The sequence below is a fragment of the Mucilaginibacter endophyticus genome (assembly GCF_003351025.1).
GTDB classification, from domain to species: domain Bacteria; phylum Bacteroidota; class Bacteroidia; order Sphingobacteriales; family Sphingobacteriaceae; genus Mucilaginibacter; species Mucilaginibacter endophyticus.
The window spans coordinates 89377-115928 of record NZ_QPCG01000005.1; the positions used below are offsets into that span (position 1 = coordinate 89377).

22 protein-coding genes are annotated in these 26552 nt (G+C 44.7%); 12 read left to right on the top strand and 10 right to left on the bottom strand.

Going from position 1 to position 26552, the window contains the following annotated elements; genetic code table 11:
- Positions 1-2 precede the first annotated feature (2 nt).
- From DUL71_RS20450 to DUL71_RS20460, 3 genes are all read left to right on the top strand, one after another.
- The gene (locus DUL71_RS20450; protein WP_114939840.1) at positions 3-728 is read left to right on the top strand and encodes a 6-phosphogluconolactonase; all 726 of its coding nucleotides are present in this window, start codon (positions 3-5) and stop codon (positions 726-728) included.
- 150 nt (positions 729-878) lie between these two features.
- The gene (locus DUL71_RS20455; RefSeq protein ID WP_114939841.1) at positions 879-2594 is read left to right on the top strand and encodes a GMC oxidoreductase; all 1716 of its coding nucleotides are present in this window, start codon (positions 879-881) and stop codon (positions 2592-2594) included.
- A 25-nt stretch (positions 2595-2619) separates the two neighbouring features.
- Complete coding sequence (locus tag DUL71_RS20460) at positions 2620-3387, top strand: 3-keto-disaccharide hydrolase (protein ID WP_114939842.1); 768 nt, start codon at positions 2620-2622, stop codon at positions 3385-3387.
- 82 nt (positions 3388-3469) lie between these two features.
- Here DUL71_RS20460 and DUL71_RS20465 read toward each other — a convergent pair whose 3' ends face one another.
- Complete coding sequence (locus DUL71_RS20465; protein WP_114939843.1) at positions 3470-3823, bottom strand: MmcQ/YjbR family DNA-binding protein; 354 nt, start codon at positions 3821-3823, stop codon at positions 3470-3472.
- The gene (locus DUL71_RS20470) at positions 3823-4572 is read right to left on the bottom strand and encodes a hypothetical protein (RefSeq protein WP_154402445.1); all 750 of its coding nucleotides are present in this window, start codon (positions 4570-4572) and stop codon (positions 3823-3825) included. The genes DUL71_RS20465 and DUL71_RS20470 overlap by 1 nt, the downstream gene beginning before the upstream one ends.
- Before the next feature lie 78 nt (positions 4573-4650).
- Between DUL71_RS20470 and pepT the strand changes: the two genes are divergently transcribed.
- Positions 4651-5901 carry a peptidase T gene (pepT, locus tag DUL71_RS20475; RefSeq protein WP_114939845.1) on the top strand — a complete coding sequence of 417 codons (1251 nt, stop codon included), beginning with the start codon at positions 4651-4653 and terminating at the stop codon, positions 5899-5901.
- 28 nt (positions 5902-5929) lie between these two features.
- The gene (locus DUL71_RS20480) at positions 5930-6424 is read left to right on the top strand and encodes a GNAT family N-acetyltransferase (RefSeq protein ID WP_114939846.1); all 495 of its coding nucleotides are present in this window, start codon (positions 5930-5932) and stop codon (positions 6422-6424) included.
- On the opposite strand, the gene DUL71_RS32315 is transcribed toward DUL71_RS20480, so the two are convergent.
- On the bottom strand, positions 6425-6622 hold the full coding sequence (locus DUL71_RS32315) for a hypothetical protein (protein WP_114939847.1): 198 nt from the start codon (positions 6620-6622) through the stop codon (positions 6425-6427).
- 33 nt (positions 6623-6655) lie between these two features.
- Positions 6656-7171: a GNAT family N-acetyltransferase gene (locus DUL71_RS20490; protein WP_114939848.1), complete on the bottom strand. Its 516-nt coding sequence runs from the start codon at positions 7169-7171 to the stop codon at positions 6656-6658.
- Between the two features lie 70 nt (positions 7172-7241).
- Between DUL71_RS20490 and DUL71_RS20495 the strand changes: the two genes are divergently transcribed.
- The gene (locus DUL71_RS20495; protein ID WP_114939849.1) at positions 7242-9602 is read left to right on the top strand and encodes a S9 family peptidase; all 2361 of its coding nucleotides are present in this window, start codon (positions 7242-7244) and stop codon (positions 9600-9602) included.
- 179 nt (positions 9603-9781) lie between these two features.
- Here DUL71_RS20495 and DUL71_RS20500 read toward each other — a convergent pair whose 3' ends face one another.
- From DUL71_RS20500 to DUL71_RS20510, 3 genes are all read right to left on the bottom strand, one after another.
- Positions 9782-10687 (bottom strand): prohibitin family protein, encoded by a 906-nt coding sequence (locus tag DUL71_RS20500; protein ID WP_114939850.1) that lies wholly within the window; start codon positions 10685-10687, stop codon positions 9782-9784.
- A gap of 198 nt (positions 10688-10885) precedes the next feature.
- Positions 10886-11101: a DUF6358 family protein gene (locus DUL71_RS20505; RefSeq protein WP_114939851.1), complete on the bottom strand. Its 216-nt coding sequence runs from the start codon at positions 11099-11101 to the stop codon at positions 10886-10888.
- Positions 11101-11415, bottom strand: a complete 315-nt coding sequence (locus tag DUL71_RS20510; RefSeq protein WP_091208895.1) for a rhodanese-like domain-containing protein — start codon at positions 11413-11415, stop codon at positions 11101-11103. The genes DUL71_RS20505 and DUL71_RS20510 overlap by 1 nt, the downstream gene beginning before the upstream one ends.
- A 116-nt stretch (positions 11416-11531) precedes the next feature.
- Between DUL71_RS20510 and DUL71_RS20515 the strand changes: the two genes are divergently transcribed.
- Positions 11532-12650: a DUF4407 domain-containing protein gene (locus tag DUL71_RS20515; RefSeq protein ID WP_114939852.1), complete on the top strand. Its 1119-nt coding sequence runs from the start codon at positions 11532-11534 to the stop codon at positions 12648-12650.
- Positions 12651-12919: 269 nt separating this feature from the next.
- On the top strand, positions 12920-13558 hold the full coding sequence (locus DUL71_RS20520) for a DNA-3-methyladenine glycosylase family protein (RefSeq protein WP_114939853.1): 639 nt from the start codon (positions 12920-12922) through the stop codon (positions 13556-13558).
- Positions 13559-13743: 185 nt separating this feature from the next.
- On the opposite strand, the gene cphA is transcribed toward DUL71_RS20520, so the two are convergent.
- On the bottom strand, positions 13744-16371 hold the full coding sequence (cphA, locus tag DUL71_RS20525) for a cyanophycin synthetase (protein WP_114939854.1): 2628 nt from the start codon (positions 16369-16371) through the stop codon (positions 13744-13746).
- A 168-nt stretch (positions 16372-16539) separates the two neighbouring features.
- Between cphA and DUL71_RS20530 the strand changes: the two genes are divergently transcribed.
- From DUL71_RS20530 to DUL71_RS20545, 4 genes are all read left to right on the top strand, one after another.
- Positions 16540-17460 carry a cyanophycinase gene (locus DUL71_RS20530; protein ID WP_114939855.1) on the top strand — a complete coding sequence of 307 codons (921 nt, stop codon included), beginning with the start codon at positions 16540-16542 and terminating at the stop codon, positions 17458-17460.
- 71 nt (positions 17461-17531) lie between these two features.
- Positions 17532-18374, top strand: a complete 843-nt coding sequence (locus DUL71_RS20535; protein WP_114939856.1) for an isoaspartyl peptidase/L-asparaginase — start codon at positions 17532-17534, stop codon at positions 18372-18374.
- A 182-nt stretch (positions 18375-18556) separates the two neighbouring features.
- Positions 18557-19186, top strand: coding sequence for a tetratricopeptide repeat protein (locus tag DUL71_RS20540; protein ID WP_114939857.1), 630 nt, complete (start codon positions 18557-18559; stop codon positions 19184-19186).
- A gap of 189 nt (positions 19187-19375) precedes the next feature.
- A complete protein-coding gene (locus DUL71_RS20545; protein WP_114940205.1) occupies positions 19376-21520 on the top strand; it encodes a carboxy terminal-processing peptidase in 2145 nt (714 codons plus the stop codon).
- A 100-nt stretch (positions 21521-21620) separates the two neighbouring features.
- Here DUL71_RS20545 and DUL71_RS20550 read toward each other — a convergent pair whose 3' ends face one another.
- Entirely contained in the window at positions 21621-23966 is a 2346-nt protein-coding gene (locus DUL71_RS20550; protein WP_208645616.1) for a glycoside hydrolase family 3 protein, read from the bottom strand.
- Between the two features lie 60 nt (positions 23967-24026).
- Positions 24027-26405, bottom strand: coding sequence for a glycoside hydrolase family 3 C-terminal domain-containing protein (locus DUL71_RS20555; protein ID WP_208645617.1), 2379 nt, complete (start codon positions 26403-26405; stop codon positions 24027-24029).
- Between the last annotated feature and the right edge of the window lie 147 nt (positions 26406-26552).

Here is a 26552-nt window from a genome sequence, read left to right on the forward strand (position 1 = left end):
AAATGAAACTACATATACATCCTGATTATAACACCATGTCGAAGGCGGCCGCCGATTTAGTGGTTACCCTGGTTAGCCAAAAGCCCAACGCGCTGATCTGCTTCCCATCCGGCGATTCGCCAACCGGCATGTTTAGCTACCTTGTTCAATACGCAAACCTCGGCAGGGTTAATTTTAGCCAAACCAACTTTGTTGGTCTTGATGAATGGGTTGGCCTCGACCGTACTAACGATGGCAGCTGTACCTATTTTCTCGAAAAGCATTTTTTTACGCCGCTTAATATTTCGCCCGGTAAAGTGAAGTTTTTTAATGCTGTTGCCGATGATATTGATGCTGAATGCCAGGCGATGAATAAACATATTGATAACCTTGGCGGTTTGGATATGATGGTGGTTGGCGTGGGACTTAACGGCCATATCGGCCTTAACGAGCCCGGGGCCGATTTTCATTCGTATGCACACCACTCGCCTTTGGCACCTATTACTATCGATGTAGCTCAAAAATATTTTACAAGGGATACGGTTTTAACCGAAGGTATCACCCTTGGCTTACGCCATCTGGCCGAAGCTGCCGTACCGGTACTTATAGCCAGCGGGAGCAAAAAAGCACCCATTATAGCCGAGGCCCTGCAGGGATGTGTTACCAATGATATACCTGCTTCCATATTTAAAACATTGCAAAACGGGCAGGTATTTCTGGATGATGCAGCAGCGGCGCAGCTTGCTTAGGAGCTAAAGGCTGAAAGCTAAAAAAATTAAAGTTTCCGATCTGGTACTTTAAGCTTAGAGTTAAAGCATTAAGCTTTCTGCCTTCGGCTTTTAGCTCAACTAAAACCTATTGACAATTAAATAGTTTATTAACCATAACCAATTGTACACATGCCTGATGAACCTAAAAATACTGCCGATCAGTTTACTTATGATGCCATTGTAATAGGCTCAGGCATCAGCGGCGGATGGGCAGCTAAAGAACTTTGTGAGCAGGGTTTAAAAGCCCTGGTACTTGAACGCGGCAGAGATGTGCAGCACATTAAAGATTACCCTACGGCAACCATGGATCCCTGGGAGTTTAAGCATCGCGGCGAAATGACCAAATCCTTTTTAAAGGAAAACCCGCTCATTAGCCGGGCGGCAGGTTATGGCGAAGATGATGCTCATTTTTTTGTGAAGGATAATGATCACCCGTATATACAGGAAAAGCCGTTCGACTGGATCCGCGGGTACCAGGTTGGTGGCAAATCGCTTACCTGGGGCCGGGCTTGCCAGCGTTGGAGCAAGTATGAATTTGAAAATCCGGCACGTTTTGGCTATGGCATTGAGTGGCCCATTAGTTACGATGATGTAGCACCATGGTACTCACATGTAGAGAAGTTTATAGGTGTTTGCGGTAATAAAGATGGCATTGAAGCCATGCCCGACGGCGAGTTTCTGCCGCCTTTTGATATGAACGCTGTACAGGAACACATCAGCAAAAAGATAAAAGAAAACTACCCCGACAGGCATTTGGTACATGCCCGCTGGGCGCATATTACCAAACCTGAGCAAATCCATATAGATCAGGGCCGGGTTAAATGTATGGCGCGCAACCTTTGCATGCGCGGCTGCCCCTTCGGCGGCTATTTCAGTTCGGTAAGTTCAACCTTGCCCTGGGCAAAAAAGACAGGTAACCTTACTATAAGGCCATTTTCGGTGGTGCACTCTATCATTTATGACGAAAAGTTGGGCAAAGCTTCAGGCGTAAAAGTTATTGATACCAACACCAAACAGGAGTTTATTTACAAAGCGCGCGTTATTTTCATGAACGCCTCGGCATTGAATACTAACCTTATCCTGCTAAACTCAAAATCAACTCGTTTCCCCAACGGGCTTGGTAATGACAATGGTTTGTTGGGTAAGTATATCGCCTTTCAAAATTACCGGGCATCGGTAACAGCCGATATGGATGGCTTTTTAGACCGCTACTATTTTGGCCGAAACCCAACAGAGCTGATCCTGGCTAACTACCGCAACCTGCACAAACAGGAAACCGACTATAAAGGCGGCTTCACCACTTTTATGGGCGCTTACCGTAACCGGGGACCAAAGGAAACTTCCGAAGGTGAGATTGGAGGTACTTATAAAGATTCGCTTACTGAACCGGGTGGATGGAGCACTTACATGTACCTGCAAGGCGAAACCATACCGAAAATCAGCAACCATGTGCGGTTAAGTCCGGATAAAAAAGACCAATGGGGGATTCCGTTGTTGATAACCTCTGTTGAGTATGATGATAACGATGAACGCATGATCCAGGATTTTTTAACTCAAACCGCCGATATGTTTGAAAAAGCGGGATGCACCAATGTTCAGAAGCATGAAAACAAACAGGCGCCGGGCCTTGATATTCACGAAATGGGCGGGGTACGTATGGGTAAAGATCCTAAAACATCGATGCTTAACCAGTGGAACCAGCTGCACTTATGTAAAAATGTATTTGTTACCGATGGCGCCTGCATGGCCACTACCGGAAACCAAAGCCCATCTATATTGTATATGGCTTTAACGGCACGTGCTGCTACCTATGCCGTGGGCGAATTAAAAAAGGGAAATCTTTAAAACTTACTAATTAAACATAGCACCAATGAACAAGTTATTTTTAATGGCACTAACAGCGGTAGCCATAAGCAGCTGTCATTCATCTACACCAAAAAACTATAATAAGGACAGCACCGTTGTTGCTGATACCAATCAAAAAAAGGATAGTACAAATAATATTGCATCGGGATTTGAATCATTGTTTGATGGTAAAACTACTGATGGCTGGCATGCTTACGGTAAACCGGCACCTGGCTTAGCCTGGAAAGCAGAGGATGGCGTACTGCACCTTGACGCTTCAGAAAAAGGCGACTGGCAAACCAAAAACGGTGGTGATATGGTAAGCAATGGTGAATATGAAAGCTTTGATCTGAAGCTGGAATGGAAGATCTCCAAAGGCGGTAACAGCGGCATCTTGTTTCATGTTAAAGAAGATACTACCAAATACAAATACAGCTATTTTACCGGCCCCGAATGCCAGGTTGTTGATAATAAGGAAAACGAAGACGGCAAACTTATCAAACACCGCGCGGGCGATCTGTATGACCTCATCTCGATATCAAAAGAAGTAGTAAAACCTGCCGGCGAATGGAACCAGGTAGAGATTGTTTGTAACAACAGCAAGCTTGATTTTACCATAAACGGTGAACACGTATTATCAACTACCCTTTGGGACGATCATTGGAAAAAACTGGTAGCAGGAAGCAAATTTAAAGAATGGCCAGATTTTGGCACGTTTAAAACCGGCCACATCATATTACAGGACCATGGCGCCGATGTTTGGTACAGGAATATCCAGATTAAAAAATTATAGGGCTTGAAGTATAAGACTTACGAGGTTTTAAAAACTTCGTAAGTCTGGATTGTACTTAATAAAAGTAAACACTAAATATCTTTTACAAGGCTGCTATCTCTGCCTGCAGTTTTTTGGGCAGGCTTTTAACCACTTCATTGTAGGAGTGATCAATCATTTCGCAAAGTTGCTTACGGGTAAGGGAGCCATTCATTTGCACAGTATTCCACATCTTTTTGTTCATGTGGTAGCCTGGCTGCACTTCGGGATGGCATTCGCGGAGTTCAACAGCCCATTCGGGATCGCATTTAACGTTGAACCTGTCGCCGGTTTGCAGGCCGGTTAACAAAAAGATCTTATCGGCAATTTTAAAAACAAGGGTATCCTCACCAAACGGAAAACCTTCGGTTGCCCCCGGTTTTTGCAAACAATAATCGCGCAGTTCTTCTATGTTCATTACCTGAAGTTTCTGACCAGTTTGGTATAAGATACCGTATTGCCAAAATTATATTTGAAACCTATGCTGTATTGAACAAACTGATCGGGCGCGTTGTTTTTATATTTTTGAGGGTTGTCATTGTACCCATCAAGTCCTTCGCCAAAAGTATAACTGTGCTGAACGCCGAGGGTTATGGTATATCCTACCTGGTCGTAATCATCATAAATTTTAAATTCATAGCCAAGGCGCAGCGGAATCATGAGGTTAATACTCTTGTCTTTACCCTGAAAACCTTCAAGGTCACCCACTGGTCCATGGTTTTCATATCCCGGCGGATTTGAACGCTGTACAAACGCCATCTTGTTTTTTATCGCACCTATGCCCGCGCCTACGTAAAAGTTTTTAACTACGTTTAAAAAACCACTGTTTTCGTAATCAATGATCTCTCCCATCTGCATATCGGCACGTAGGGCAAGCGCCAGGAAATTATTTTTTGATTTACGGCCAAATTCATCCTGTGCCGGAGTAAGGCCACCACCCTCAAGGGTACCAAAATGAAAATCGAGCGCTATAGGCACATAGGGACTATAGTTATAGGTTAGGTTTAGCGTACCGCCGGGGTGCCAAACCTGCTTTTTAAGGTCATCAAAACCGCGCGCGTAATTGACGCCGCCGCCAAAACCCCATTCATAATAATTGTAACCACTTTGGGCTTTTGCCATAACCACGGCACAAACCAAAACAAAAAGCAGAAAATATTTTTTCAATGTATAATTTTAATCAATATTTACAATTGGAGATGGTGTTTGCCGCCGCCTAAATTTGCACTAATATAAAAGCTTTATATGAATTTAAGTTCATTCATTAAGTTCACTGTTACGGAGCGCTTTTTGCGCTACGTTACCATTGATACGCAATCCGACCCCTCTTCGGTTACATTTCCATCAACAGAAAAGCAAAAAGATCTTGGTCGCCTGTTGGTTGAGGAACTTTTGGCTATTGGCGTAACCGACGCGCATTTGGATGAATACGGTTATGTTTATGCAACCATCCCCTCCAACACGGATAAGCAGGTACCGGTGATCTGCTTTTGTTCGCACATGGATACCGCGCCCGATTGCAGCGGGAAAGGCGTAAAACCAATAGTACATGAAAACTACCAGGGGCAGGATTTAATATTGCCCGATGATACTACCCAGGTGATCCGAATGGCCGAATATGCCGACCTTAAAAACCAGATAGGGAACGATGTAATAACCGCCAGTGGCACCACATTGCTTGGTGCAGATAATAAAGCGGGCGTGGCCGAAATTATGGACGCCTGCTACCAGCTCATAAACCATCCCGAAATTAAACACGGCGATATCCGGATCCTGTTTACACCGGATGAAGAAGTTGGCCATGGTGTTGACCATGTGGATATTGTCAAGCTTGGCGCTTTTGCCGGCTATACTATGGATGGCGAAAGCGCGGGCAATATGGAAAACGAAACATTTTCGGCAGATGGCGCGCGACTTACTATTAACGGTGTAAGCTCGCACCCCGGCTTTGCCAAAGGAAAAATGGAAAGCGCCATTAAAATTGCCGGGCAAATTATAGCTGCGCTGCCCGAAGATCTTTCGCCGGAGCATACCGAAGGGATGCAGGGTTTTGTACATCCCGTAGGCATAGAAGGTCATGTAGAAACCGCCTCTGTTGATTTTATCATCCGTGATTTTGACGAAGCTAAACTTGCAGATCATGTAGAGGCTATTCGCCAAACAGCAACTGAAGTATTGAAGAAATTTCCGGGCTCAACATTTGATATTAATGTTAGTCAGCAATACCGCAATATGAAGGGCATACTTGATCAGCACCCGCAAATTGTGGATTATGCTATGGAGGCCATCAATCGTACTGGCTTAACCGCCAAATTGTGCAGCATCCGTGGCGGTACCGATGGCTCAAGGTTATCATTTATGGGATTGCCCTGCCCTAATATTTTTGCCGGAGAACATGCTTTCCACAGCAGGCACGAGTGGGTATCCGTTCAGGATATGCAAAAAGCGGTTGAAACCATTTTGCATCTGTGCATGATCTGGGAGGAAAAAAGTTAGTATTAACAACACGCAACTAAATTTGAAGATGTATACGATACGTACGGCCACAGTTAAGGATGTGGAAACCATCCGCAATATTGCCGATAAGACATGGTGGGTAACCTATAGCCCTATTCTTGAGCGTGAACAGATAGCTTTTATGTTGGGCGAGATCTATTCGGCAGAAAAAATAACCAAACAGGTTAAGGAAAACCAGCAAACTTTCCTACTGCTGGAAGAAGAAGGACGGCCGGTTGCATTCGCGGCCTATTCGCCCCGTGAAGAAGATCCTGAAATCTATAAACTGCACAAGCTATACTGCCTGCCCGAAACCCAGGGCAAAGGTTACGGGAAAGTACTGATTAACGAGGTGGCCCAAAAAACCAAAGACGCAGGCAAGCAAACACTGGAACTTAACGTGAACAGGTATAATAACGCCAAGTCGTTTTACGAAAAGATGGGATTTACAGTGGTCTATGAAGAAGATATCGCTATCGGCAACTACTGGATGAACGATTATGTAATGCGGAAAGAACTGTAATTAAGCTTCTTTTGGAGGAAGTGTTTTTAAAAGCTCTTTAGCGGGCACCGCTTTAAAGCTGCCATCCTTCTCGCCAATGATAAGGCTTTCGTTATTTGCAGCAGCGGCCTCAACCAATTTACGATTTGCCCGCTTCATGCCTTCAAGCACTTTTGAAGCAAACTCGTTAATATCCATGTTAGTTGTTTTAGTTGTCATTAGCTTGCGATAAAATCGTTTCCCAAATATCGGTTAATCTCTAAAAATAGCATACATGTGCTTATCCATCACCTCGCCGTTTTTAATGATCGAATTTCGTAGTACAGCCTCTTTTATATAACCTGCTTTTTCAAGCACCTTCATTGATGCCCCGTTTTTATCGTATACCCCGGCCTCAATACGTACCAACGGGAAATATTCGAAAGCATAAGCGGTTACCAGTTTTAATGCCGCAGTAGTGACGCCTTTGCCCCAATGTTCTTCTCCGAGCCAGTAACCTATTTCAGCGGTAATGCGGCTTACATCGGTCATTAGTTCAATACCTATCCCACCACACGCTTCGCCGTTAATCACTATGGCAAAGCTGGTTAACGGCTGCTGATCTTTTACCATGTTCACCCAAAACAAGGCATCATCCAGGGTATAGGGGTACGGGAACCTATCGCGCAAAAAAGCCGACACCTTCACGTTGTCTGCATGCCTTTGCAGTGATGTTTCATCGCCCCGTTGCCATGCCCTCAATAAAAATCCGTTGCCCTGTAGTTCCATTTTGTAACAATAAAATGCTTAAAAATAGCAATCATTGGCTAAACTGCTAAATTGCATACTTTATTAAGATATGAAAAAACTGCTAAGCTTATTGTTCCTGATCCCGGCAACAGGCGTTTTTGCCCAAAAACTGGATACTCTTACCATCGAAAAAATTATGCGCGACCCTAAATGGATTGGCGTATCGCCCTCCAATATCCGCTGGGCCAACGATAGTAAAAAGATCTATTTTAAATGGGATGATGATGCTTCGGGCGATGCCAGATTATATTCAGTCATCCCGGGTGATAACCGTGTGCAGAAGGTTAGCATCGCGGAGCAGCGGGAACTGGCGACAGGCAACGGCGAGTGGAACAAAAAGCACAACCAAAAGGTATTCAGTAAAAACGGCGATTTGTTTTTGTATAATGTAAAAAGCAATAAAACCGTCCGTTTAACAAATACCGTAGGCCAGGAAGACAGCCCGGAATTTAGCGGCGATGAAGCAAAGATCATTTATAAAGAAGACAATAACCTTTTCTCCCTGAACCTTAACGGAGGCGGCCTTGTACAGCTTACCAATTTTGTACGTGCGGCAAACGATAAAAAAAGTAAAGACAAGCCTAACGAACAAGAACAATGGCTCAAAAAACAGCAATTGGAGTTGTTTGATATCATTAAAAAGGAAGCGAAAGACGACAAAAAAGACTCTACCGAAACTGCGCTACTTAAACCTGACAAGTTAAAAGAGATAACTTTTGGCGATAAAAGATTAGGCGCTGTAGAGATCAGTCCGGATGGCAGGTTTATTACCTACCGACTTACCAAACGGGCCGATGGTGTTCAAAATGCCATCGTACCAAACTATGTTACAGCTTCGGGTTTTACCGAAGATATTCCTAACCGATCAAAGGTTGGTCGCCCATCATCAACTTCCGAAACTTTTATTTACGATAAGCGCCGCGAGGCGGTATACCCGGTGATCACATCAGACATCCCCGGCATCAAAGACCTGCCCGATTATTTAAAAGATTATCCCGAAGAGTTAAAAGCCCGCCAAAAGGAAAACGCCGATAGGCCAGTAAACGTTGATGGTGTTTTGTGGAACCAAAGCGGCAGCAACGCGGTTGTAATTATATCCGCACAGGATAACAAAGATTGCTGGATTATGCGCTTTGACCCGGTAAGCGGCAAGCTAAGCCTGCTCGACCGTCAGCGCGACGAGGCCTGGATTGGTGGTCCCGGGATTGATGATCCGGGGAATGCCGGCTTTATTGACGATACCCACTTTTACTACCAGAGCGAAGCCAGCGGCTACTCACATATTTATGTAGTTGACGTAACCAGCGGCGCTAAAAAACAGCTTACCAGCGGTAAATGGGAGGTGCAAACCTTGCAGTTAAGCCAGGATAAAAAGACATTTTACTTTACGGCCAATATTGATCATCCGGGGATAACGCATTTCTACAGCATTCCGGTTAATGGCGGTACCCCGGTTAAAATTACCAGTATGAAAGGTGGCAACGAGGTTACCCTTTCGCCCGATGAAAAATGGCTGGCTATCCGGTATTCTTACTCAAACCGCCCCTGGGAGCTATATATCCAGGCTAATAAGCCCGGAGCTAAAGCGGTAAAAATAACCAACTCGGTTTCGGCCGAATACCTGTCATACCCATGGCGCGATCCCGAGATCATCAGCTTTAAAAATCGTTACGGTACCGATGTTTATGCCCGGTTGTATCAGCCTAAAAAAGCCGATCCGGCAAAGCCGGCCGTTGTTTTTGTACATGGTGCGGGATACCTGCAAAACGTTACCTATTCGTGGAGTTACTATTTCCGTGAATATATGTTCAACAACATGCTGGCCGACAATGGCTATACCGTACTGGATATCGATTATACCGCCAGCTCTGGTTATGGCCGCGACTTCCGTACCGGCATTTACCGTCATATGGGAGGTAAAGACCTTACCGACCAGGTGGATGGTGTAAAGCTGCTGGTGGATAAATACGGCGTTAATCCTAAGCATGTTGGCTTGTACGGAGGTTCGTACGGTGGCTTTATTACGCTGATGGGCATGTTTACCGAACCGGATGTTTTTGCGGCAGGCGGCGCTATCCGTTCCGTTACCGATTGGGCGCACTATAATCATGAGTACACTTCAAATATCCTTAATGAACCTTTTACAGATGAGCAAGCTTACCGAAAAAGCTCGCCCATTTACTTTGCCAACGGATTAAAAGGTAACCTGCTGATGTTACATGGCATGATAGACCAAAATGTAAATTATCAGGATATTATCCGTCTTACTCAAAAACTGATAGAACTGCATAAAGAAAACTGGGAACTGGCTTCGTACCCCGTAGAAGATCACGGTTTTGAACAACCAAGCAGTTGGGCTGATGAGTATAAACGGATCTATAAATTATTTGAAGAGACGTTGAAGAAGTAGATGTAGGCAACAAATATGTCATTGCGAGGAGGAACGACGAAGCAATCGCACGGAAGCATGGCCGCTCTGTAAAGCAAGCGATTGCCGCGCTGCGCTCGCAATGACATGTTTTTCATTCTATTGCCTCTGTAAACATCCAGACTTACGAAGTTTCAAAAACTTCGTAAGTCTTTCCTACTCTATTTATCGCTTAACATAATAGGATTTCCCTTCCCTCCGCCAATAATGATCACTTTGGCATTTGGCGAAAGGGCTATTTCTTTTTGAGCTTTTATAGCTTCGTATTGTAATTGTTTGTCCGATAAACCTGTCGAAAGGATGCGCTGGTAATCGGCAATACCCTGGGCTTCTACGCGCTTACGCTCGGCTTCCTGACGTTCTTTTTGTAGTACGAATTCCATCTTTTGCGCATCCTGCTCAGCATTGATCTTTGATTCGATGCTGGCCCGAACCGAGGCTGGCAGGGTAATGTTACGCACCAGGATCTGCTGCAACTCTAATCCGCGTTTTTCAAAACTGGCGGTAATGTAACGGTTAATTTTATCCTGAAACTCCTGTCGCTTGGTCGAATAGAGGTCAACGGCCGCATAGGCAACAGCATTATCACGAATAGCGGTACGGGCAACCGGGCGGACTATCTTGTCCACATAATTTACACCAATATTTTGCATAATGTAAGGCGCTTTCTCGGGTTTTACTTTATACAATACCGACAGATCTATAGTGACTTCCAACCCATCCGAAGACAGCACACGAATAGCGTCATCACCTTCTTTTTGGCCTTCATTGTTTACCGCGCTCATGGTATAGGTTTGGGTCTGGATATCAAAGGTGGTGATCTCCACAACCGGATTCACAATATGCAAACCGCTTTCAAGCACATGGTCTTGCACCTTGCCAAACAGCGCCTGCACGCCTACCTTGCCTGGCTCAATAACTTTAAAAACATTAAGTAATAAGCCAAGCACAATCATGGCTATACCCACCGCGGTTACCACACCATTAAAGCGGCCGGCCGGTTCAGGCGAACGTTTGAGCACTATACCCACAATGAGTACAATTACTCCTAATACTGCTATAAACATGCAATGAAGTTAAGCTTTTTTTGCATGCTGCAAGCTTATTGTAAAAGAATGATTTTTAGGGGGATTAAGTACCGGAAATGCACAAGTTAGCCGACGCTCAAGGCCGCCACGCAAACCTTGCGCCAGAGGAACTAAAACTTACGCCATGGGAGATTATTGAAGAAGACTTACGAAGTTTTCAAAACTTCGTAAGTCTGTTTACTTCGCGCTTTTACCTTTTTTATTTTGCGGGGCTTCCTGTGTTTCTTTAACTTCTTTCAAAAGCCTTAGCTTCATAAAAATCACAATTACACCAACAATCATGGCTCCTACCATTACCGGGTAATTGTGGGTGGTAAACATTTTATAAGCTACAATAAAGCACAATGCCACACCCATGGTGTAAAGTACATTGAGCACTAATTTAAAACCCATTAGTATACGTTTAATTCAGGATCAATTTCGGCTTGCCACGCAAGGATGCCGCCCCTTAAGTTTGACAGGTTGGTAAAACCAAGCTGTTCCAGCTGCATGATGGCGGCCGCGCTGCGTTTACCGCTACGGCACATTACTACTACCGGTTTATCTTTGCTAATCTTTTCAGATTCAATCACTACGCCGCCAAGCGGTATAAGTTGTCCGCCAAGGTTTGAAGTTTCGTATTCAAAATCTTCCCTAACATCAATTAGTTGGAAATCTTCGCCTTTGTCAATTTTCTCTTTTAGTTCCTGTACGGTTATCTCGTTCATGTTAAATGTAATTATAATCCAAAGGTAGTTTTTTTCTTAATCAAATATTTAGGCTTGTTATTTGTAACAATCAAAGTGTATGAGCGTTTCATATATGTTTACACAATAATTACTTAATGAAAAAAGTTACACGCTTTTTCTGGTTCTGTTCAGGAGCACATATCGATACCCTAAAAAAGTACCCCATTGAACATAATAAGTATGTTGGTATTGGGGCTACTATATTTTTCACCGCTTTGTTCGCAGCTTTATCGGGCGGCTACGCCATGTACTTTGTTTTTAATGGTGATGCCTTTGCTGTAGGCTTTGCTATACTATTTGGCTTGCTGTGGGGAACGGCCATTTTTAACATGGACCGTTACATTGTATCCAGCATCAATAAAGAAGGTACAACCAACCAGCAGATCTTGCAGGCCTCGCCGCGTATTTTGCTGGCTATCATGATTGGGGTTGTGATATCCCGCCCGCTTGAACTTAAGATCTTTGACAAGGAGATCCGCCAGAAACTTAAAACCGCCTATTTAAAAGGCCAGCGCAGCAAAATCGACACCCTCGAAAAAACATACATGCAGAAGTATGCTATGGAGCTGGGCAAAAACACCGATCTGAAAAAGGAAAAGGACTCATTAGAACGGGATATCAACCGCTCACGTTATCAACTTAACCAGGAAGTTTTTGGTGATAAAACCAACCAAACCTCTGGCATAACCGGGTATGGTACTTACGCCAAACAAAAACAAGGTGTACTGGAGGAAAAGGAAGCCCGCCTTAAAACTGTTACAGATAATCTGGGGCAAATGGATCAATACCTGAGCGCCCGCAAGGATTATGAAGGGCTAAACAGCACGCGCTTATTTACCGAACACCAGTTGGATAGCCTGGCCAGCATTGCAGGTTTCTCAGACCGTAACTGGGCCTTAGGTCAGCTAACCTATACGGAAAACGGCAAGCGCGACCTCGATACCTATCTGGCTATCTCGTTTATCGGCTACCTGTTTATCCTGTTTGAATGTTTGCCAGTATTTGTAAAGCTGATGTCGCCGAAGGGTCCTTATGATACGGCTATCGCCAAAACGGCCGAGGCCAATATTCATTACGCCGAACGGGACAAAGAACGGGACATGGCCGTTACCGACAATATTTATGATCATAACCTGGATACGGATATCCAGCGGCGAAAAAAGATCATCAGCTCACAATCTGATTATGATTTCGAGCGGCATAGTTACGAGTAAATTTTCTGTAGAGACGCTTAATTAGTTTTTTAAAAAAGCGTAGGAATTGCGCGATTCCCCTCTTGAGAGGGGTGGAGGGGTGTGTTTCTACGCTCGGTTTATGAATGATGCAGAAACACACCCCTGCTCTCGCACAAAACCGTCGCGCCCCCTCTCAAGAGGGGATTTAAAAAACCTTTCCATTAATTGTCTGGGGATAATGCGTCTCTACATCCATAATTTGCAATTCCCAACCCAATCCCTCATCTTGCACAACATATCATCAACCTATGTTTGAGCAATTTTCCCATTCAAACTTCCATGCTATTTGCGATAAGCTGGCAGCTAATGACCCGGATTTAGCGCAAATCATTCAAAACCATGGCTATCCGCCATTATGGTCCCGGCCAAACAGTTTTGAAACCCTGGTACACATCATATTGGAACAGCAGGTATCATTAGCTTCGGCATTATCTGCCTTAAATAAACTCAGGGAGCGGGTACAAGAAATTACCCCAACCCGGGTATTGCTCCTCACCGATGAAGAATTCCGGGCCTGTTATGTAAGTCGCCAAAAAACTGTTTATATAAAATATCTTGCTGAAGCCATTGTAAACGGACAAATCAACCTTGCCGAAATGGAACAAATGCCCGACGATATTATCCGTGCCAAACTAACCGCCCTCAAAGGCATCGGCAACTGGACTACCGATGTATATCTCATGTTTGTGCTGCAACATACCGATGTTTTCCCCATTGGTGACCTTGCCGCGGTAAACGCACTTAAGCGGGTAAAAAATCTGCCAAAAGAAACCACCAAAGAGGAATTGTTATTGCTGACCGAGCAGTGGAAACCATACCGCACGGTAGCAGCGATGATTTTGTGGCATTATTATTTATCGGCGCCGCGTAAGTCCCTAAAAAAGTAAAAACAAATTGTCATTTCGATAGAGCAGGGAGGGAATAAGCGCCGGGGCGAAAGAGAAATCTTATACGTTCTGGTGAGCCGCATGCAAAGCGGCCTTAACAGGACGTATAAGATTTCTCTTTCGCCCCGGCGCTTATTCCCTCCCTGCTCTATCGAAATGACAATTTTTTATATTAATATCAATCATTACACATTAAACAACCCATTCCGTTCCTGTTCCTGGTAATCCTGAACGGTTTCGATGGCATTATCTACCACATCGCTCAATGCGGTGATGAATGATCCCGGGCGGGCCAGGCTCATAGCATGTTTAATGGCGTCTACTTCTTTAGGCACAACTTCTACTCCTTTTTCCGGATCTACAGAATAGATACCCTCTTTGAGCAGACCGATAATATTCTCGGCGGTGCGGCCGCGCAGGTGTTTTTCCTGGCGAAGGATAATGTAATCAAACATACCTGCCGAAATTTTGCCCAACTCGCGGATGTCTTCATCGCGCCTGTCGCCGGTACCGGCTATGATGCCTATTTTAAGCGGCGAATCGATATGTTTCAAAAACTCGCTTACGCCGTTGTAGCCATCCGGGTTATGCGCAAAATCAATCATGAAACGGAAATCTTTAAACTCAAAAATATTCATACGGCCAGGCGTTTGTGAGGCCGAAGGAATAAATGTTTCAAGCGAGATCTTGATATCCTCTGTTTTAAATCCCCATAAAAATGTAGCCAGTGTTGCGGCAAGCACATTCTCAATCATAAACGGCACGGTACCACCAAAGGTTAACGGAATGAGAATGGTACGCTGTACGCGGATCTTCCAGTCGCCTTTTAAAATGGTGATGAATCCATTTTCGCAGATAGCGGCAATCCCTCCTTTTTTGCAATGCGATTTAATGATCGGGTTGTTTTCGTTCCGGCTGAAATAAGCGATATTACATTCGGCCTTTTTGCCAATGCGTACGCAATATTCGTTATCGGCATTCAAAACGCCCCACCCATCTTTTTTTACCGAATTGATCACAACGCTTTTTACCCGCATCAAATCTTCAAGACTATGAATATCTTGTAAACCAAGGTGATCTTCCTGGATATTGGTGATCACACCGATATCACACTGGTTAAAGCCTAAACCCGAACGCAGGATACCGCCGCGGGCAGTTTCCAGTACGGCAAAATCAACCGTTGGGTCTTTTAAAATAAACTCAGCACTCACCGGCCCGGTAGTATCGCCCTTCAGCATCATATTATTTTGTACATAAATACCGTCGGAGGTGGTGAAGCCCACCCGGTGCCCGTTATTTTTTACGATATGTGCTATCAAACGTGTGGTAGTGGTTTTTCCGTTTGTACCGGTAATAGATATGATAGGCACCCTGGCCGATTTGCCTGCCGGATAAAGCATATCAATTACATGACCAGCCACGTTGCGCGGCAAGCCCTCACTTGGTGCAATGTGCATTCTGAAGCCCGGCGCGGCATTAACTTCCAGTATCACGCCGCCGGTATCGGTAAGTGGCTCGGTAAGGTTTTTAGCCATGATATCGATGCCGCAAATGTCCAGACCGATGATCTTGGAGATCCGCTCGCAAATAAAAATGTTTTGCGGGTGCACATGGTCGGTTACATCAACAGAGGTGCCGCCTGTACTCAGGTTTGCGGTTGATTTCACATAAACCACCTCATCTTTTTCGGGAACGGTTTCAAGCGTATAACCTTTCTTTTCCAACAGGTCGAGCGTGTCACGGTCAACAGAGATCTCTGTAAGCACATTTTCATGCCCGTAACCACGACGAGGATCGGTGTTTTCCAGGTCTATCAGTTGCTGGATATTCAGCTTGCCATCGCCGGTAACATTGGCCGGTTTACGTAGCGCGGCGGCAACCATCTTGTTATCTATCACCAATACCCTGAAATCAAACCCGGTAACGTAGCGCTCAACAATTACGCGGCGCGATATTTTAGCGGCGTGTTCATAAGCCTCGATAGCTTCCTCTTCAGTTTTTATATTGATAGAAATGCCCCGGCCGTGATTGCCGTCAAGCGGCTTAAACACCAGCGGAAAGCCAACCTTGCGGATGGCATCAGGTACAGCGGATGCGGATGAGATAGTTATACCTTTAGCAACAGGTATGGCTTGCTCCTGTAACAGGCGTTTGGTTTCTTCCTTGTTGCTGGCAATATCAACGGCAATGCTACTGGTTTTTTCGGTCATGGTAGCGCGGAAACGTACCTGGTTTTTACCATAGCCCAACTGCACTAATGATTGGTTGTTAAGCCTGATCCAGGGGATATCCCTTGCAATAGCCTCTTCAACAATTGAACCGGTGCTTGGCCCCAAACGCGTATTCTCCCTGATTTCGCGCATTTGCTGAATATCGGCCTCCAGATTATAATCTTCGCCTTTTATCAGCGCCTCGGCAATGCGCACGGCCGATTCGGCGGCAAAAGCACCTACTTTTTCTTCCAGGTAGGCAAATACTACATTGTATACGCCTTTAGTTTTAGTTTCGCGGGTACGGCCAAAGCCGGTATCCATGCCGGCAAGGGTTTGTATTTCAAGGGCGATGTGTTCAATAACATGGCCCATCCAGGTGCCGGCCATAACACGCTGAAAAAAGCCTCCGGGTACGCCGGGCGAACAGCGATGGCTGTAGAGCGATGGCAGTAATTTTTCGAGTCGCTCATAAAACCCGTCAATTTCATTAGTGGGGCGGTGTTCCATCTCCTGCAAATCAAGCCGCATTTGTATTAATTTCTTGCGCCTGATGCTCCAAATATTTGGTCCGCGTAAAACCTGGATGTTTTCAATGTTCATAAAGTAGTGGCCGTTTTTTTCTTATAAAATTTCCCTTAAAGCTATAGAAACATAACAGATCAATAAAGTTTTTGATGACGAAATCCATTATTTATTATTAGTTCCTGTGTTTCTGCTGGTTTTTATCGTAATTTGTATATAGTTGTATTAAGATAGTGTGAAATAATCATGATTGTCCCGAAAGGTAAACTAATAATAATAGGTGGCGCGGTTGATATGGGGAGTAATGTTACCCTCCAGGAGCATATTTTGCAGCCGGATTATATCAAGTTTTTTGAACAAGGCATTTTAAGGCGCATTATTAACGAGTCGGCTAAGCATGAGGGCTCAAAAATTGAGGTAATTACTACCGCGTCGCAGATCCCCGAGCTTGTTGGCGATGAGTATATCAAGGCGTTTGGCCAGCTTAATGTTACCAATGTTGATGTATTGCACATTAAAAACCGTGAGGACGCCGCGAAAAAGGAATACTTAGACAGGATCCGTAAAGCCGATGTAGTGATGTTTAGCGGAGGCGACCAGCTAAGGCTTACAGCTATTTTTGGCGGTACCGAGTTTTTGCAGATCCTGAAACAACGTTATCAAAAAGAAAACTTTGTAATAGCAGGAACTTCGGCAGGCGCGGCGGCGGCATCAACACACATGATCTACCGCGGGCAAAGCAACGAAGCCCTGGTGAAAGGCGAGGTACAGATAACCGCCGGTCTTGGCTTTATCGACTCGGTAATTGTTGATACACACTTTGTACAACGCGGTCGCATTGGCAGGCTAATGTATGCTGTAGCAACCAATCCCGGTATTTTAGGGATAGGCTTAGGCGAAGACACGGGTTTGCTTATCACCGAAGGTTATATGATGGAAGCCATTGGTTCGGGCCTTATTATTTTGGTTGACGGACGCAACATTGTGTCGACCAATATATACGACGTAGAACTTGGTTCACCAATCTCCATCGAGAATCTGAGGGTGCACGTCATGTCGATATTTGATAAATACGACCTGGTGCAGCACCGTTTAATCATAAAAAAGAACATGAAAGTTGAAGAAGGTGTTTTTATACAGGCACCGGGAAGCAAACTTTTACAATAATTTACGCTGCATAAAGTTTTTATAGATACCCTGGCCTTATTTATGCAGGTACATCTACTTAATTTATAATTATGAAAATAATTATTCACGGCGGTTTTTTTAGCGAATCGCTTACCAACCAGGAAGTAAAGCTGGCCAAGCAGGAGGCCCTGAACGGCATTGTGCAGTTAGGATACAAACACCTGCAACACCATACAGCTGCAGAAACTGTAGTATATACAGTACGTCTGCTTGAAGACTGCGAGCTTTTTAATGCGGGCACCGGTTCACAGATCCAGAGCGATGGCAAAATACGCCTAAGCGCTTCTCTTATGGATGGCAAAACCCAGCGCTTTTCGGGCGTTATTAACATTGAAGATGTTAAAAACCCTATCTGCGTAGCTGAAAAACTTCAAGCCTATGTTGATCGTGTATTGAGCGGTAAGGGAGCATGCGACTTTGCTATCGAAAACGGACACAAATACTATAATCCCGAAATCCCACAACGCCGTCATGAGTACGAACAAAAACTCAGCGACTCTATAAGGCTTGGCACCGTGGGCTGTGTAGCGCTGGATGTGCACGGTAACCTGGCTGCCGCCACCAGCACCGGAGGTAAAGGCTTTGAAATACCCGGCCGTGTAAGTGATTCGGCAACTACAGCGGGCAACTACGCCAATGAGTTTGCCGGCATTTCATGTACCGGCGTAGGCGAGGATATTGTAAGCGGATCAGTAGCTGTTAAAATTGTTACACGCGTAACCGATGGCATGGCCCTCATGGCCGCTACCGAAAAAACCCTTGACGAAATGAAGCCTTATGACGGCTTTGCGGGTGTGATAGGCATTACTACCGACGGGCAGATATATCACTCAGATACACACCCTTACATGGTTTGGGCCCTGCATGACGGCGACGTAGAAGTATTTAACTAAAACCTAAATTTATTTTTTCCGTAGAAAGGCATAAATTCGATATCTGTAAGATATCAGTGATAATTAAGCGTTTATGTTGCTGTTATCATTTTACAGCTATTGTTTTACCGTTAACAAATAATTACATTTGTTAAGCTGATTAATTTAAAATTATACAGTTTAAACCCAGGAAAAAAGATTAGATGAGATATTTCCTACTTGTTATTTTGTGCGCTGTTGGGTTCAATGCGTCCGCGCAGTGGTATTATAAACCGTTCAACAAGCGTGCCCGGTATCCGCAAATGGCCTATGCGCAAAGTCATTCCATTAAAAGGCTGCCTCCCCCAACTGTTGCTAAAGTAAAAATTCCGCCAACTACTATTGAGCATACGCCATATGTAATGGCTATGATCGAGGAATCGGTGATGAGAACCGCTCAGCACAATATGCGTTTCCATGTATACAACGCCGCCAGCTACAACTTTAGTGATTTGGCACAGATGTATATGAAACAAAACCGCCTGGCCGAAGCCAAATGGTTCTTGCTACAAAGCATCACCATATCGCGCCAGCAAAACGACGACAGGCATACCATAGCCAACCTGCTTGACCTTGCCGCGGTAAAAGCCGATTATGGAGATTTTGCACAGGCCAAAAAGGACCTGGCCGAAGCGCGCCAGTTGGCTGTGTCTCGCGGTTTAACTTATGACCTGGCGCTGGTTGAGAAAAAAACGCGCTATTTACAGGACAATAAATTTAAAACACCACACTCCGAAACGCGCTTTGCAGAAACTGCAGATGCCGGTACCATTTCTAAACCTGTTAACAAATAGTAATTTTTTGTAACAAAATGGTAAAATGGTGTTGCCCACATACTTTTAGTAAAACATAATCGTATTATTGTTATTAGTAATTAAGAGACAGCATTTTGACTGTCTCTTTTTTATTTTACATTAGCAAATTAATAATAGGCACAAGTATTGATGTTTTACACCAACCCCGATTTAACTACAGTAAAAGATATGTTTAAGAAAGTATATTTGTTATTGGTGCTGGGCGCTGCCCTCGCCTGTAAAGCATCCCCATCCAAACCGGTTAAAGTAGCAGGTTCAAATGATTTACAGCCCGATGAACAGCAAAGCGTTGTTTGTAAGCAGGTAGCAGCATTGATATCTAACTATAACTATAAAAAAGTTCCGCTGAATGATTCAGTATCGACTATAATTTATGACCGTTATATCAAATCGCTTGATGAAAACCACAGCTATTTTTTAGCCTCAGATATTAAGGATTTTGAAAAATACAAAACTGTACTTGATGATGATATTAAAGCAGGTAACCTTGCCGATGCTTTTTACATCTTCAACGTTTTTCAGAAAAGATATATTGAGCACGTAAAATTTTCACTGGCGCAGATCAACAAAAACTTCGATTTCAACAAAACCGAAACCTTTGTTTACGACCGTGACAAGCTGCCTTGGATAGCAACACAAGCCGATATGGATGCTATGTGGACCCAGCGTGTTAAATACGATTTGCTGAACCTGAAACTGGCCAGCGCGGATATGGCTAAAAATAAAGAAACGCTTAAAAAACGTTACGAAAACCTGTTGACCCAAACCAACAAGTTATCTAACCAGGACGTTTTCCAGTATTTCATGGATGCTTTTACTGAAGCTATCGATCCGCACACCAACTACTTTAACCCATCAAACGCTGCTAATTTCAATATCGAAATGTCGCGCCAGGTTGAGGGTATTGGTGCTTCATTACAGGTAGAAAACGAATACGTAACCATTAAAACCATTGTAGCGGGCGGTCCTGCCGATAAAAGCCACCAGATAAGCGTTGATGACCGTATTGTTGCGGTGGCACAAGGTAAAACCGGCGAATTTCAGAACGTAGTAGGCTGGCGTGTTGATAACGCTATCGCTATCATTCGCGGTACTAAGGGGACTACGGTAAGGCTTGAGATCTTACCTGCTGGTGTAAACGCTTCTGCTAAACCAAAAGTGGTTGAAATGGTGCGCGAAAAAATCATCCTGAAAGACCAATCGGCTAAAAAGGAGATCCGTACTTATAACAGCAATGGTAAAACAGTTAAGATAGGTGTAATATCTATCCCTGCATTCTATATCGATTTTAACGATTACAAAGCAGGCAATCCTAACTACAAAAGCACCACACATGATGTTAAGGCCATCCTTGACTCATTAAAGAAAGAAAACGTTGACGGCCTCGTGATCGACCTGCGTGAAAATGGCGGCGGCTCGTTAATGGAAGCTATTGAGCTTACAGGCCTTTTCATTAAAACCGGCCCGGTAGTACAGGTACGTGACACTAAAGACCAGGTTGAAATTGATAAAGACGAAGATCCGGATATTACTTACAGCGGCCCGATGGCTGTACTGGTCGACCGTTTCAGCGCTTCGGCTTCCGAAATTTTCTCTGGTGCAATCCAGGATTACGGCCGCGGCTTGATATTAGGTACCCAAACTTATGGTAAAGGCTCGGTACAAAGCGCCATTGATCTTGACAGGGTGATAGGCTCTTCGCTTCGCGATAAAATTGCGGGTGTAGTTGGCGGTGGTAAAAAGACTACATCAACCGGCAGCCAGAGCACTTATGGTCAGCTTAACCTTACTATAGCCAAGTTCTATCGTATCAGCGGTAACTCAACCCAGCATAAAGGTGTAACACCTGATATCTCATTCCCGTCGGTTATTCCGTTGGATAAATACGGTGAAGATACCGAGCCATCAGCAATGCCTTTTGACGTGATTGCCAAAACTGATTTTACCAAAACCGGCGATTTCACTGGCGTGCTGCCACAGCTTAAAAAACTGCACGATCAGCGTATGAGCAGCAGCGACAGCTACAAATATTTGCTTGAAGATATCGCCGATTTCAAAAAGCATGATGCTGATGACAGTATCTCGTTAAAAGAATCTGATCTGAAAAAACAACGTGACGACGACGAGCAAAAATCATTTGACCGTAACAACCTGCGCCGTGTGGCTTTAGGCTTACCAGCCCTTAAAAAAGGCCAAACCAAACCTAAAAACGAAGATCTTGACTTTGTTAAACGCGAAGCCGGCCAAATCATGACCGACTATATCAGCCTTGACAATAAATTTACCAGCGTTGGCTCACAACCGGCTAACTAAGTAAATTTTAAATATTATTAAAAAGCCCGGTATTGAAATACCGGGCTTTTTTTGCCTATGGCAAATATTCCATGTTACTCTTAATAGGCGTTTTTAATATTTACGGCTTCACCACACTCTTCACATACTTATCCACACGTGCGTCTTTAATCACACCTTTCCAGTTTAAGCCGAAACCAAAATCATATTTATTGCCATTTTCGTCAACATAGCATTTCATATCATGTGGTACATCTTCAAACTGGGCTTCAACGGTTTTCATATCTATGGGCATTTGCAGCGGTAACAATGCCGATGGTTCTGCCTTGCCGGTCATGATATCAAGCGAAGCCTGGCCTTGAACGCCAAAATCAACAAAAATGGCGTTGGCATCTTTCTCAAATTCTGAAAATACCATCGGGTTGCTCATGTTAACAGATACAATAACCGGCTTGCCTTTCATTTTAGCATAGGTATCGGTAACCATAGCCAGATCCGTAATATTAATAGCTGTGCTTGATTTGCCTTTGTAGGTACGGTTGGTAAATTTCTCCAACGGGTCGCCGCCTGCTATACTGGTCGCGCGGGCGTCGGTAGCGGTGTAGGTGCCATATTGCAGGTTAACGGGTACATATCCGGTTCCGCCGTTTTTAGCATCGGCACTATTATAACCGCCACCGCTGTTGGGACTGGCTATAAATATCAGGGCATAATCGGCTTCATCCGGATTGTCTGTTACTTTGAAATACTTTTTAACAGTTTCCATGTTTACCGGGTATTCCAGTTTTTCGGGAGTTTCCATCCCCAGGAAATTTCTGCCGGCAGGAGTAAATTTTTTAGGTACATACACAGTTTTGCCGCTTTGCAAAGGCAAAATGTTGGCCTTGTTTTTCAGCATCACTATCGATTTAAGCTGCGCTTGGTAACCGGCATCCATAAACTCGGGTTTACCAACAGTTTGTTTGGAAACTTCGGGTTCCAGGTATGGGTTTTCAAACAACCCTGTCCTGAAAATATTGCGTAGTAACCTCACTGCCGACTGCTCAAACCTGGCCCGCATAAATGCTTCGCCATGCTCTTTTACACCAATCTGGTAAGCTTCGGTAACCGGGGCTACCTCGTTATTGCCACCAAATTGGTCTACTCCGGCCATCAGCACCTTATAATGGCGTTGCGCTATGGAAAGTCCCTCAACGCCCCATGATTTGCCCGAAAGGAATGAATCAACCGTGGTTTCATCGCCGGTTACCAGCCAGTCGGTACAAACCACACCATCGTATTTGTATTTTTTACGGAGCAGGTCATTAATGATATACGAGTTATAGTTGTTGGCTACGTTTTCGTGATTTTTAACATCCTGATTATAGGAGATGGTATAGTAAGGCATCACGGCGGCAGCCATACCGGTTTTACCGTTCAGTTTAAAAGCACCTTCGGTGAATGGGATCAGGTGTTGGTTAAAATTACTACCCGGATAAACCGCGTATTTACCATAAGCATAATGCGCATCGCGACCACCCTCACCTGCACCGCCACCCGGCCAGTGTTTAACCATGGCGTTTACGCTGTTATAACCCCAGCCATTTTTAATTTCTTTTTCCGCAGCCGAAGTCTGGAAGCCATCGATATAGGCTCGGGCCATATCGGCCGCCAATTGCGGATCTTCGCCAAAAGTACCGCTAACACGTGCCCAGCGCGGATCAGTCGCGATATCAACCTGCGGTGAAAGCGCTGTTGAAATGCCCAAAGCCCTGTATTCCTGAGCTGCGATATGACCGAAGTTTTTAACCACTTCAGGGTCAAAGGTAGCGGCCAACCCAAGCGAGCCCGGCCACATGGAAATAGCGCCGCCCGCCCCTGCATTATATTCGGCTGTAGCTACTGTGCCGTGGCGAGGGTCGGAACTGTTATTGTTGGGAATACCCAGGCCCAGGCCTTCCACAAATGCCTGCGCGTTGTTGTTCCATTGTGCTGCAATTTCGGGGCTTTGTACCGATGTCACCAGCACATGCCTCACATTATCCTTTGCTAAAAACTGTTTCTGCTGATCAGATAGGTCAGATGCTTTAGCGCCGCTCTCGGCAAAAACTTTATTATTGTAAGTACCTGCGAATGGTCCGCCTGCCGCCGCCGGGATAGGCTGGTGGCGGCTGTACAACATTAGCCCGGCAATTTGCTCAACACTCATTTTTGAGGCAAGGTCTTTAGCCCGTTCATCAACCGGCAAACGCCAGTCTTCATATTTATCCAGCTTACCGTTCTTGTTCAGGTCTTTAAAAGCGAAACCGTCAACAGTTAATATTTTTACGCCGGATGTGCTGGCATAGCCCAGGTTTTGACCTCCGGTATTGGTAACAAAAGCAATATCACCTGCTTTTCTTTCTGTCCATTTGTTTTGTGCGATAGCTGCAGTTGCGGGCAACAGGGCCAGCAGGGTTATCAGTTTAATTGGTTTGGCCATGATCATTCATGATTCAGGTTAAAGAAAAAAGCCCCTGCAAAAAATATTGCAGAGGCCGGGTTGGTTTTACTTTAGTTTTAGTTCGTTTATGGTTTGTTGAGGCACCAGTGCCTTGTTTACTTTTTCGACAGTGATATCTTTAGCCAGGCTAAAAGATGCGGTTTCTTCTATTTTGCGTGATGATGAACCTATTTTCACTTTGTAGCTTCCTTGGTCGGCTATCCAGGCTTCCCTGTCGGTATAAAACGAAGCCAGGTCGGATGCCTTTATGGTAAATGTTAATGTTTGCGATTGTCCTGGAGCCAGCAGTTTGGTTTTGCCGAAAGCTTTCAACTCATCCTCCGGTTTATCCAGGTCTTTTTTAGGGGCTGCAATATATAACTGTACAACCTCTTTACCTGCTACATCGCCGGTATTTTTAACAGTTACGGTTGCGGTGATTACGTTTTTGAAAACCTTTGAGCTTAGCTTCAGATCGCTGAATTTAAAGTTGGTGTATGACAAGCCATAACCAAACTCATAAGCCGGTGTAACTTTAGCTGCATCATAATAACGGTAGCCTACGTAAATACCCTCTTCATAAATAACCTGCGTAGGCTTGCCCTCGGGTGTGCCGGGAAAGTTATTTGCAGATGGAACGTCTTTATAATCGGCAGGGAATGTGGTTGCCAGTTTGCCCGATGGGTTTACTTTGCCGCTCAATACATCGGCAATAGCATTACCGGCTTCCAAACCGGGCTGCCAGGCCAGCAAAACACCGTCAACCTTATCGCGCCATGCGGTAACATCCACTACGCCGCCTATGTTAAGCACAACAATTACCTTTTTGCCTTTGGCATGGAAAGCATTGGCAACACTATTGATCAACCCTTTTTCGGCATCATTTAAATAATAATCACTTTCCAGTTTGCGATCTGCACCTTCGCCCGCGTTACGGCCAATGGTGATCAGTGCTTCATCTGCCCCATTAGCTTCTTCGGCAACAATGGTGTTCACATCCATTTCAGGAATAGGGGCCGGATGATCGAAAAAGTTTTTAGGTTTTGGCTGTTTGGCCTTCATATCAGTAAGATACGCTTTATAATTATTGGAAAGCGTTTCCTGCAGTTTAAAATTAGCATTGGCTAAACCTTGCATTAACGAAATGGTGTAGGCCTTGTTCACATCGCCGCTGCCAGTGCCGCCCGCGATAATATCATAAGGGGTATTGCCAAATACGGCTATCCTCTTACCGGCACCAAACGGCAAAGCATGATCTTCATTTTTTAACAACACCATACCCTGCGCGGCTGCCTCACGTGCTACAGCAGCATGCGCGGTCAAGTCAGGGGCATCAGAGTATTTATATTTTTTGAAGGTTGGCGATTGAACTATCACATTCAGGATACGCTCTACATTGGCATCAAGTTGTTGGGCGCTAAGTGTGCCATCTTTAACTGCGGCAACTATAGCTTCAGATTGGGTTGGATTACCCGGCATCAGCAAGTCGTTACCGGCTTTCATTTGGGCAACTGCATCCTTTCCGCCAAACCAATCGGTCATAACGAAGCCTTTAAAACCCCATTCTTTTTTAAGGATGGTGGTAAGCAGGTCGCGCCTTTCGGAGGTAAAAGTGCCGTTCAGTTTGTTGTATGACGACATCACCGTCCATGGCTGTGCTTTTTTAACCGCTATCTCGAAACCACGTAAATACAGCTCGCGCATGGCACGCTCAGTTACTATGGTATTGATGGAGTTGCGGTTGGTTTCCTGGTTATTGGCAGCATAGTGCTTAATAGAAGTGCCTACTCCGTTCGATTCGATACCGTTAACAATGGCCGCGGTCATGCTCCCAGCCACAAGGGGATCTTCAGAGTAATATTCAAAATTACGGCCACCAAGCGGGTTCCGATGAATGTTCATGCCCGGTGCAAGTAAAATATCCACACCGTATTCGCGCACCTCGTTACCAAAGGCAACGCCTACTTTATTTACAAGCTGCGTATCCCAGGTTGAGGCCAGCAAAGTAGCTACCGGGAACGCCGTAGCATAATAAGTTTTTGATTTATCGCCATTGCGGATAGGCTCGATTCTTAAACCGGCAGGCCCATCGGATACCGTGATTGACGGAATCCCTAAACGGGCAATAGCATGGGTACGGCCGGCAGCTCCGGGAACTTTTTCGGGAATATTATAAGCGTCGGGGTCAGACGGAGGTAATTTAAAGCCGCCAATATCTATCGGCTCGTTCTTTTTATCTTTTGAGGGCGGTGGCACTCCGGGCATTTTAAAACCCATCCCCACAACCAGTTTCGATTTTTCTTCGAGTGTCATGGCCGCGACAACCTGTTTGATGTTAGTCGCGCTTAGTTGCGGTGCCGGGGCTTTACTTTGGGCTTGTGCTGCCTGGTGGATGCCACCGGCAAGCAAAACACCTGCCCAAGCAACGTGTAATTTGTAGCTCATTCTCATGTTTAAAAATTAAATAGGTTAAAGGGGCTAATTGGTAATAACGACAATTTGGTTATGTTCTTTGTGTCATTATTACACAATAGTAAAAATTAAGTTTTACAATAGCAAGTTTTATCGATGAATGAATGAAGAATACAGATG

Excerpts from the sequence above, each read along its gene's own strand:
- DUL71_RS20450 (WP_114939840.1), top strand. The coding sequence starts at position 3 with ATGAAACTACATATACATCCTGATTATAACACCATGTCGAAGGCGGCC.
- DUL71_RS20455 (WP_114939841.1), top strand. The coding sequence starts at position 879 with ATGCCTGATGAACCTAAAAATACTGCCGATCAGTTTACTTATGATGCC.
- DUL71_RS20460 (WP_114939842.1), top strand. The coding sequence starts at position 2,620 with ATGAACAAGTTATTTTTAATGGCACTAACAGCGGTAGCCATAAGCAGC.
- DUL71_RS20465 (WP_114939843.1), bottom strand. The coding sequence starts at position 3,823 with ATGAACATAGAAGAACTGCGCGATTATTGTTTGCAAAAACCGGGGGCA.
- pepT (WP_114939845.1), top strand. The coding sequence starts at position 4,651 with ATGAATTTAAGTTCATTCATTAAGTTCACTGTTACGGAGCGCTTTTTG.
- DUL71_RS20480 (WP_114939846.1), top strand. The coding sequence starts at position 5,930 with ATGTATACGATACGTACGGCCACAGTTAAGGATGTGGAAACCATCCGC.
- DUL71_RS32315 (WP_114939847.1), bottom strand. The coding sequence starts at position 6,622 with ATGACAACTAAAACAACTAACATGGATATTAACGAGTTTGCTTCAAAA.
- DUL71_RS20490 (WP_114939848.1), bottom strand. The coding sequence starts at position 7,171 with ATGGAACTACAGGGCAACGGATTTTTATTGAGGGCATGGCAACGGGGC.
- DUL71_RS20495 (WP_114939849.1), top strand. The coding sequence starts at position 7,242 with ATGAAAAAACTGCTAAGCTTATTGTTCCTGATCCCGGCAACAGGCGTT.
- DUL71_RS20500 (WP_114939850.1), bottom strand. The coding sequence starts at position 10,687 with ATGTTTATAGCAGTATTAGGAGTAATTGTACTCATTGTGGGTATAGTG.
- DUL71_RS20505 (WP_114939851.1), bottom strand. The coding sequence starts at position 11,101 with ATGGGTTTTAAATTAGTGCTCAATGTACTTTACACCATGGGTGTGGCA.
- DUL71_RS20510 (WP_091208895.1), bottom strand. The coding sequence starts at position 11,415 with ATGAACGAGATAACCGTACAGGAACTAAAAGAGAAAATTGACAAAGGC.
- DUL71_RS20515 (WP_114939852.1), top strand. The coding sequence starts at position 11,532 with ATGAAAAAAGTTACACGCTTTTTCTGGTTCTGTTCAGGAGCACATATC.
- DUL71_RS20520 (WP_114939853.1), top strand. The coding sequence starts at position 12,920 with ATGTTTGAGCAATTTTCCCATTCAAACTTCCATGCTATTTGCGATAAG.
- cphA (WP_114939854.1), bottom strand. The coding sequence starts at position 16,371 with ATGAACATTGAAAACATCCAGGTTTTACGCGGACCAAATATTTGGAGC.
- DUL71_RS20530 (WP_114939855.1), top strand. The coding sequence starts at position 16,540 with ATGATTGTCCCGAAAGGTAAACTAATAATAATAGGTGGCGCGGTTGAT.
- DUL71_RS20535 (WP_114939856.1), top strand. The coding sequence starts at position 17,532 with ATGAAAATAATTATTCACGGCGGTTTTTTTAGCGAATCGCTTACCAAC.
- DUL71_RS20540 (WP_114939857.1), top strand. The coding sequence starts at position 18,557 with ATGAGATATTTCCTACTTGTTATTTTGTGCGCTGTTGGGTTCAATGCG.
- DUL71_RS20545 (WP_114940205.1), top strand. The coding sequence starts at position 19,376 with ATGTTTAAGAAAGTATATTTGTTATTGGTGCTGGGCGCTGCCCTCGCC.
- DUL71_RS20550 (WP_208645616.1), bottom strand. The coding sequence starts at position 23,966 with ATGATCATGGCCAAACCAATTAAACTGATAACCCTGCTGGCCCTGTTG.
- DUL71_RS20555 (WP_208645617.1), bottom strand. The coding sequence starts at position 26,405 with ATGAGCTACAAATTACACGTTGCTTGGGCAGGTGTTTTGCTTGCCGGT.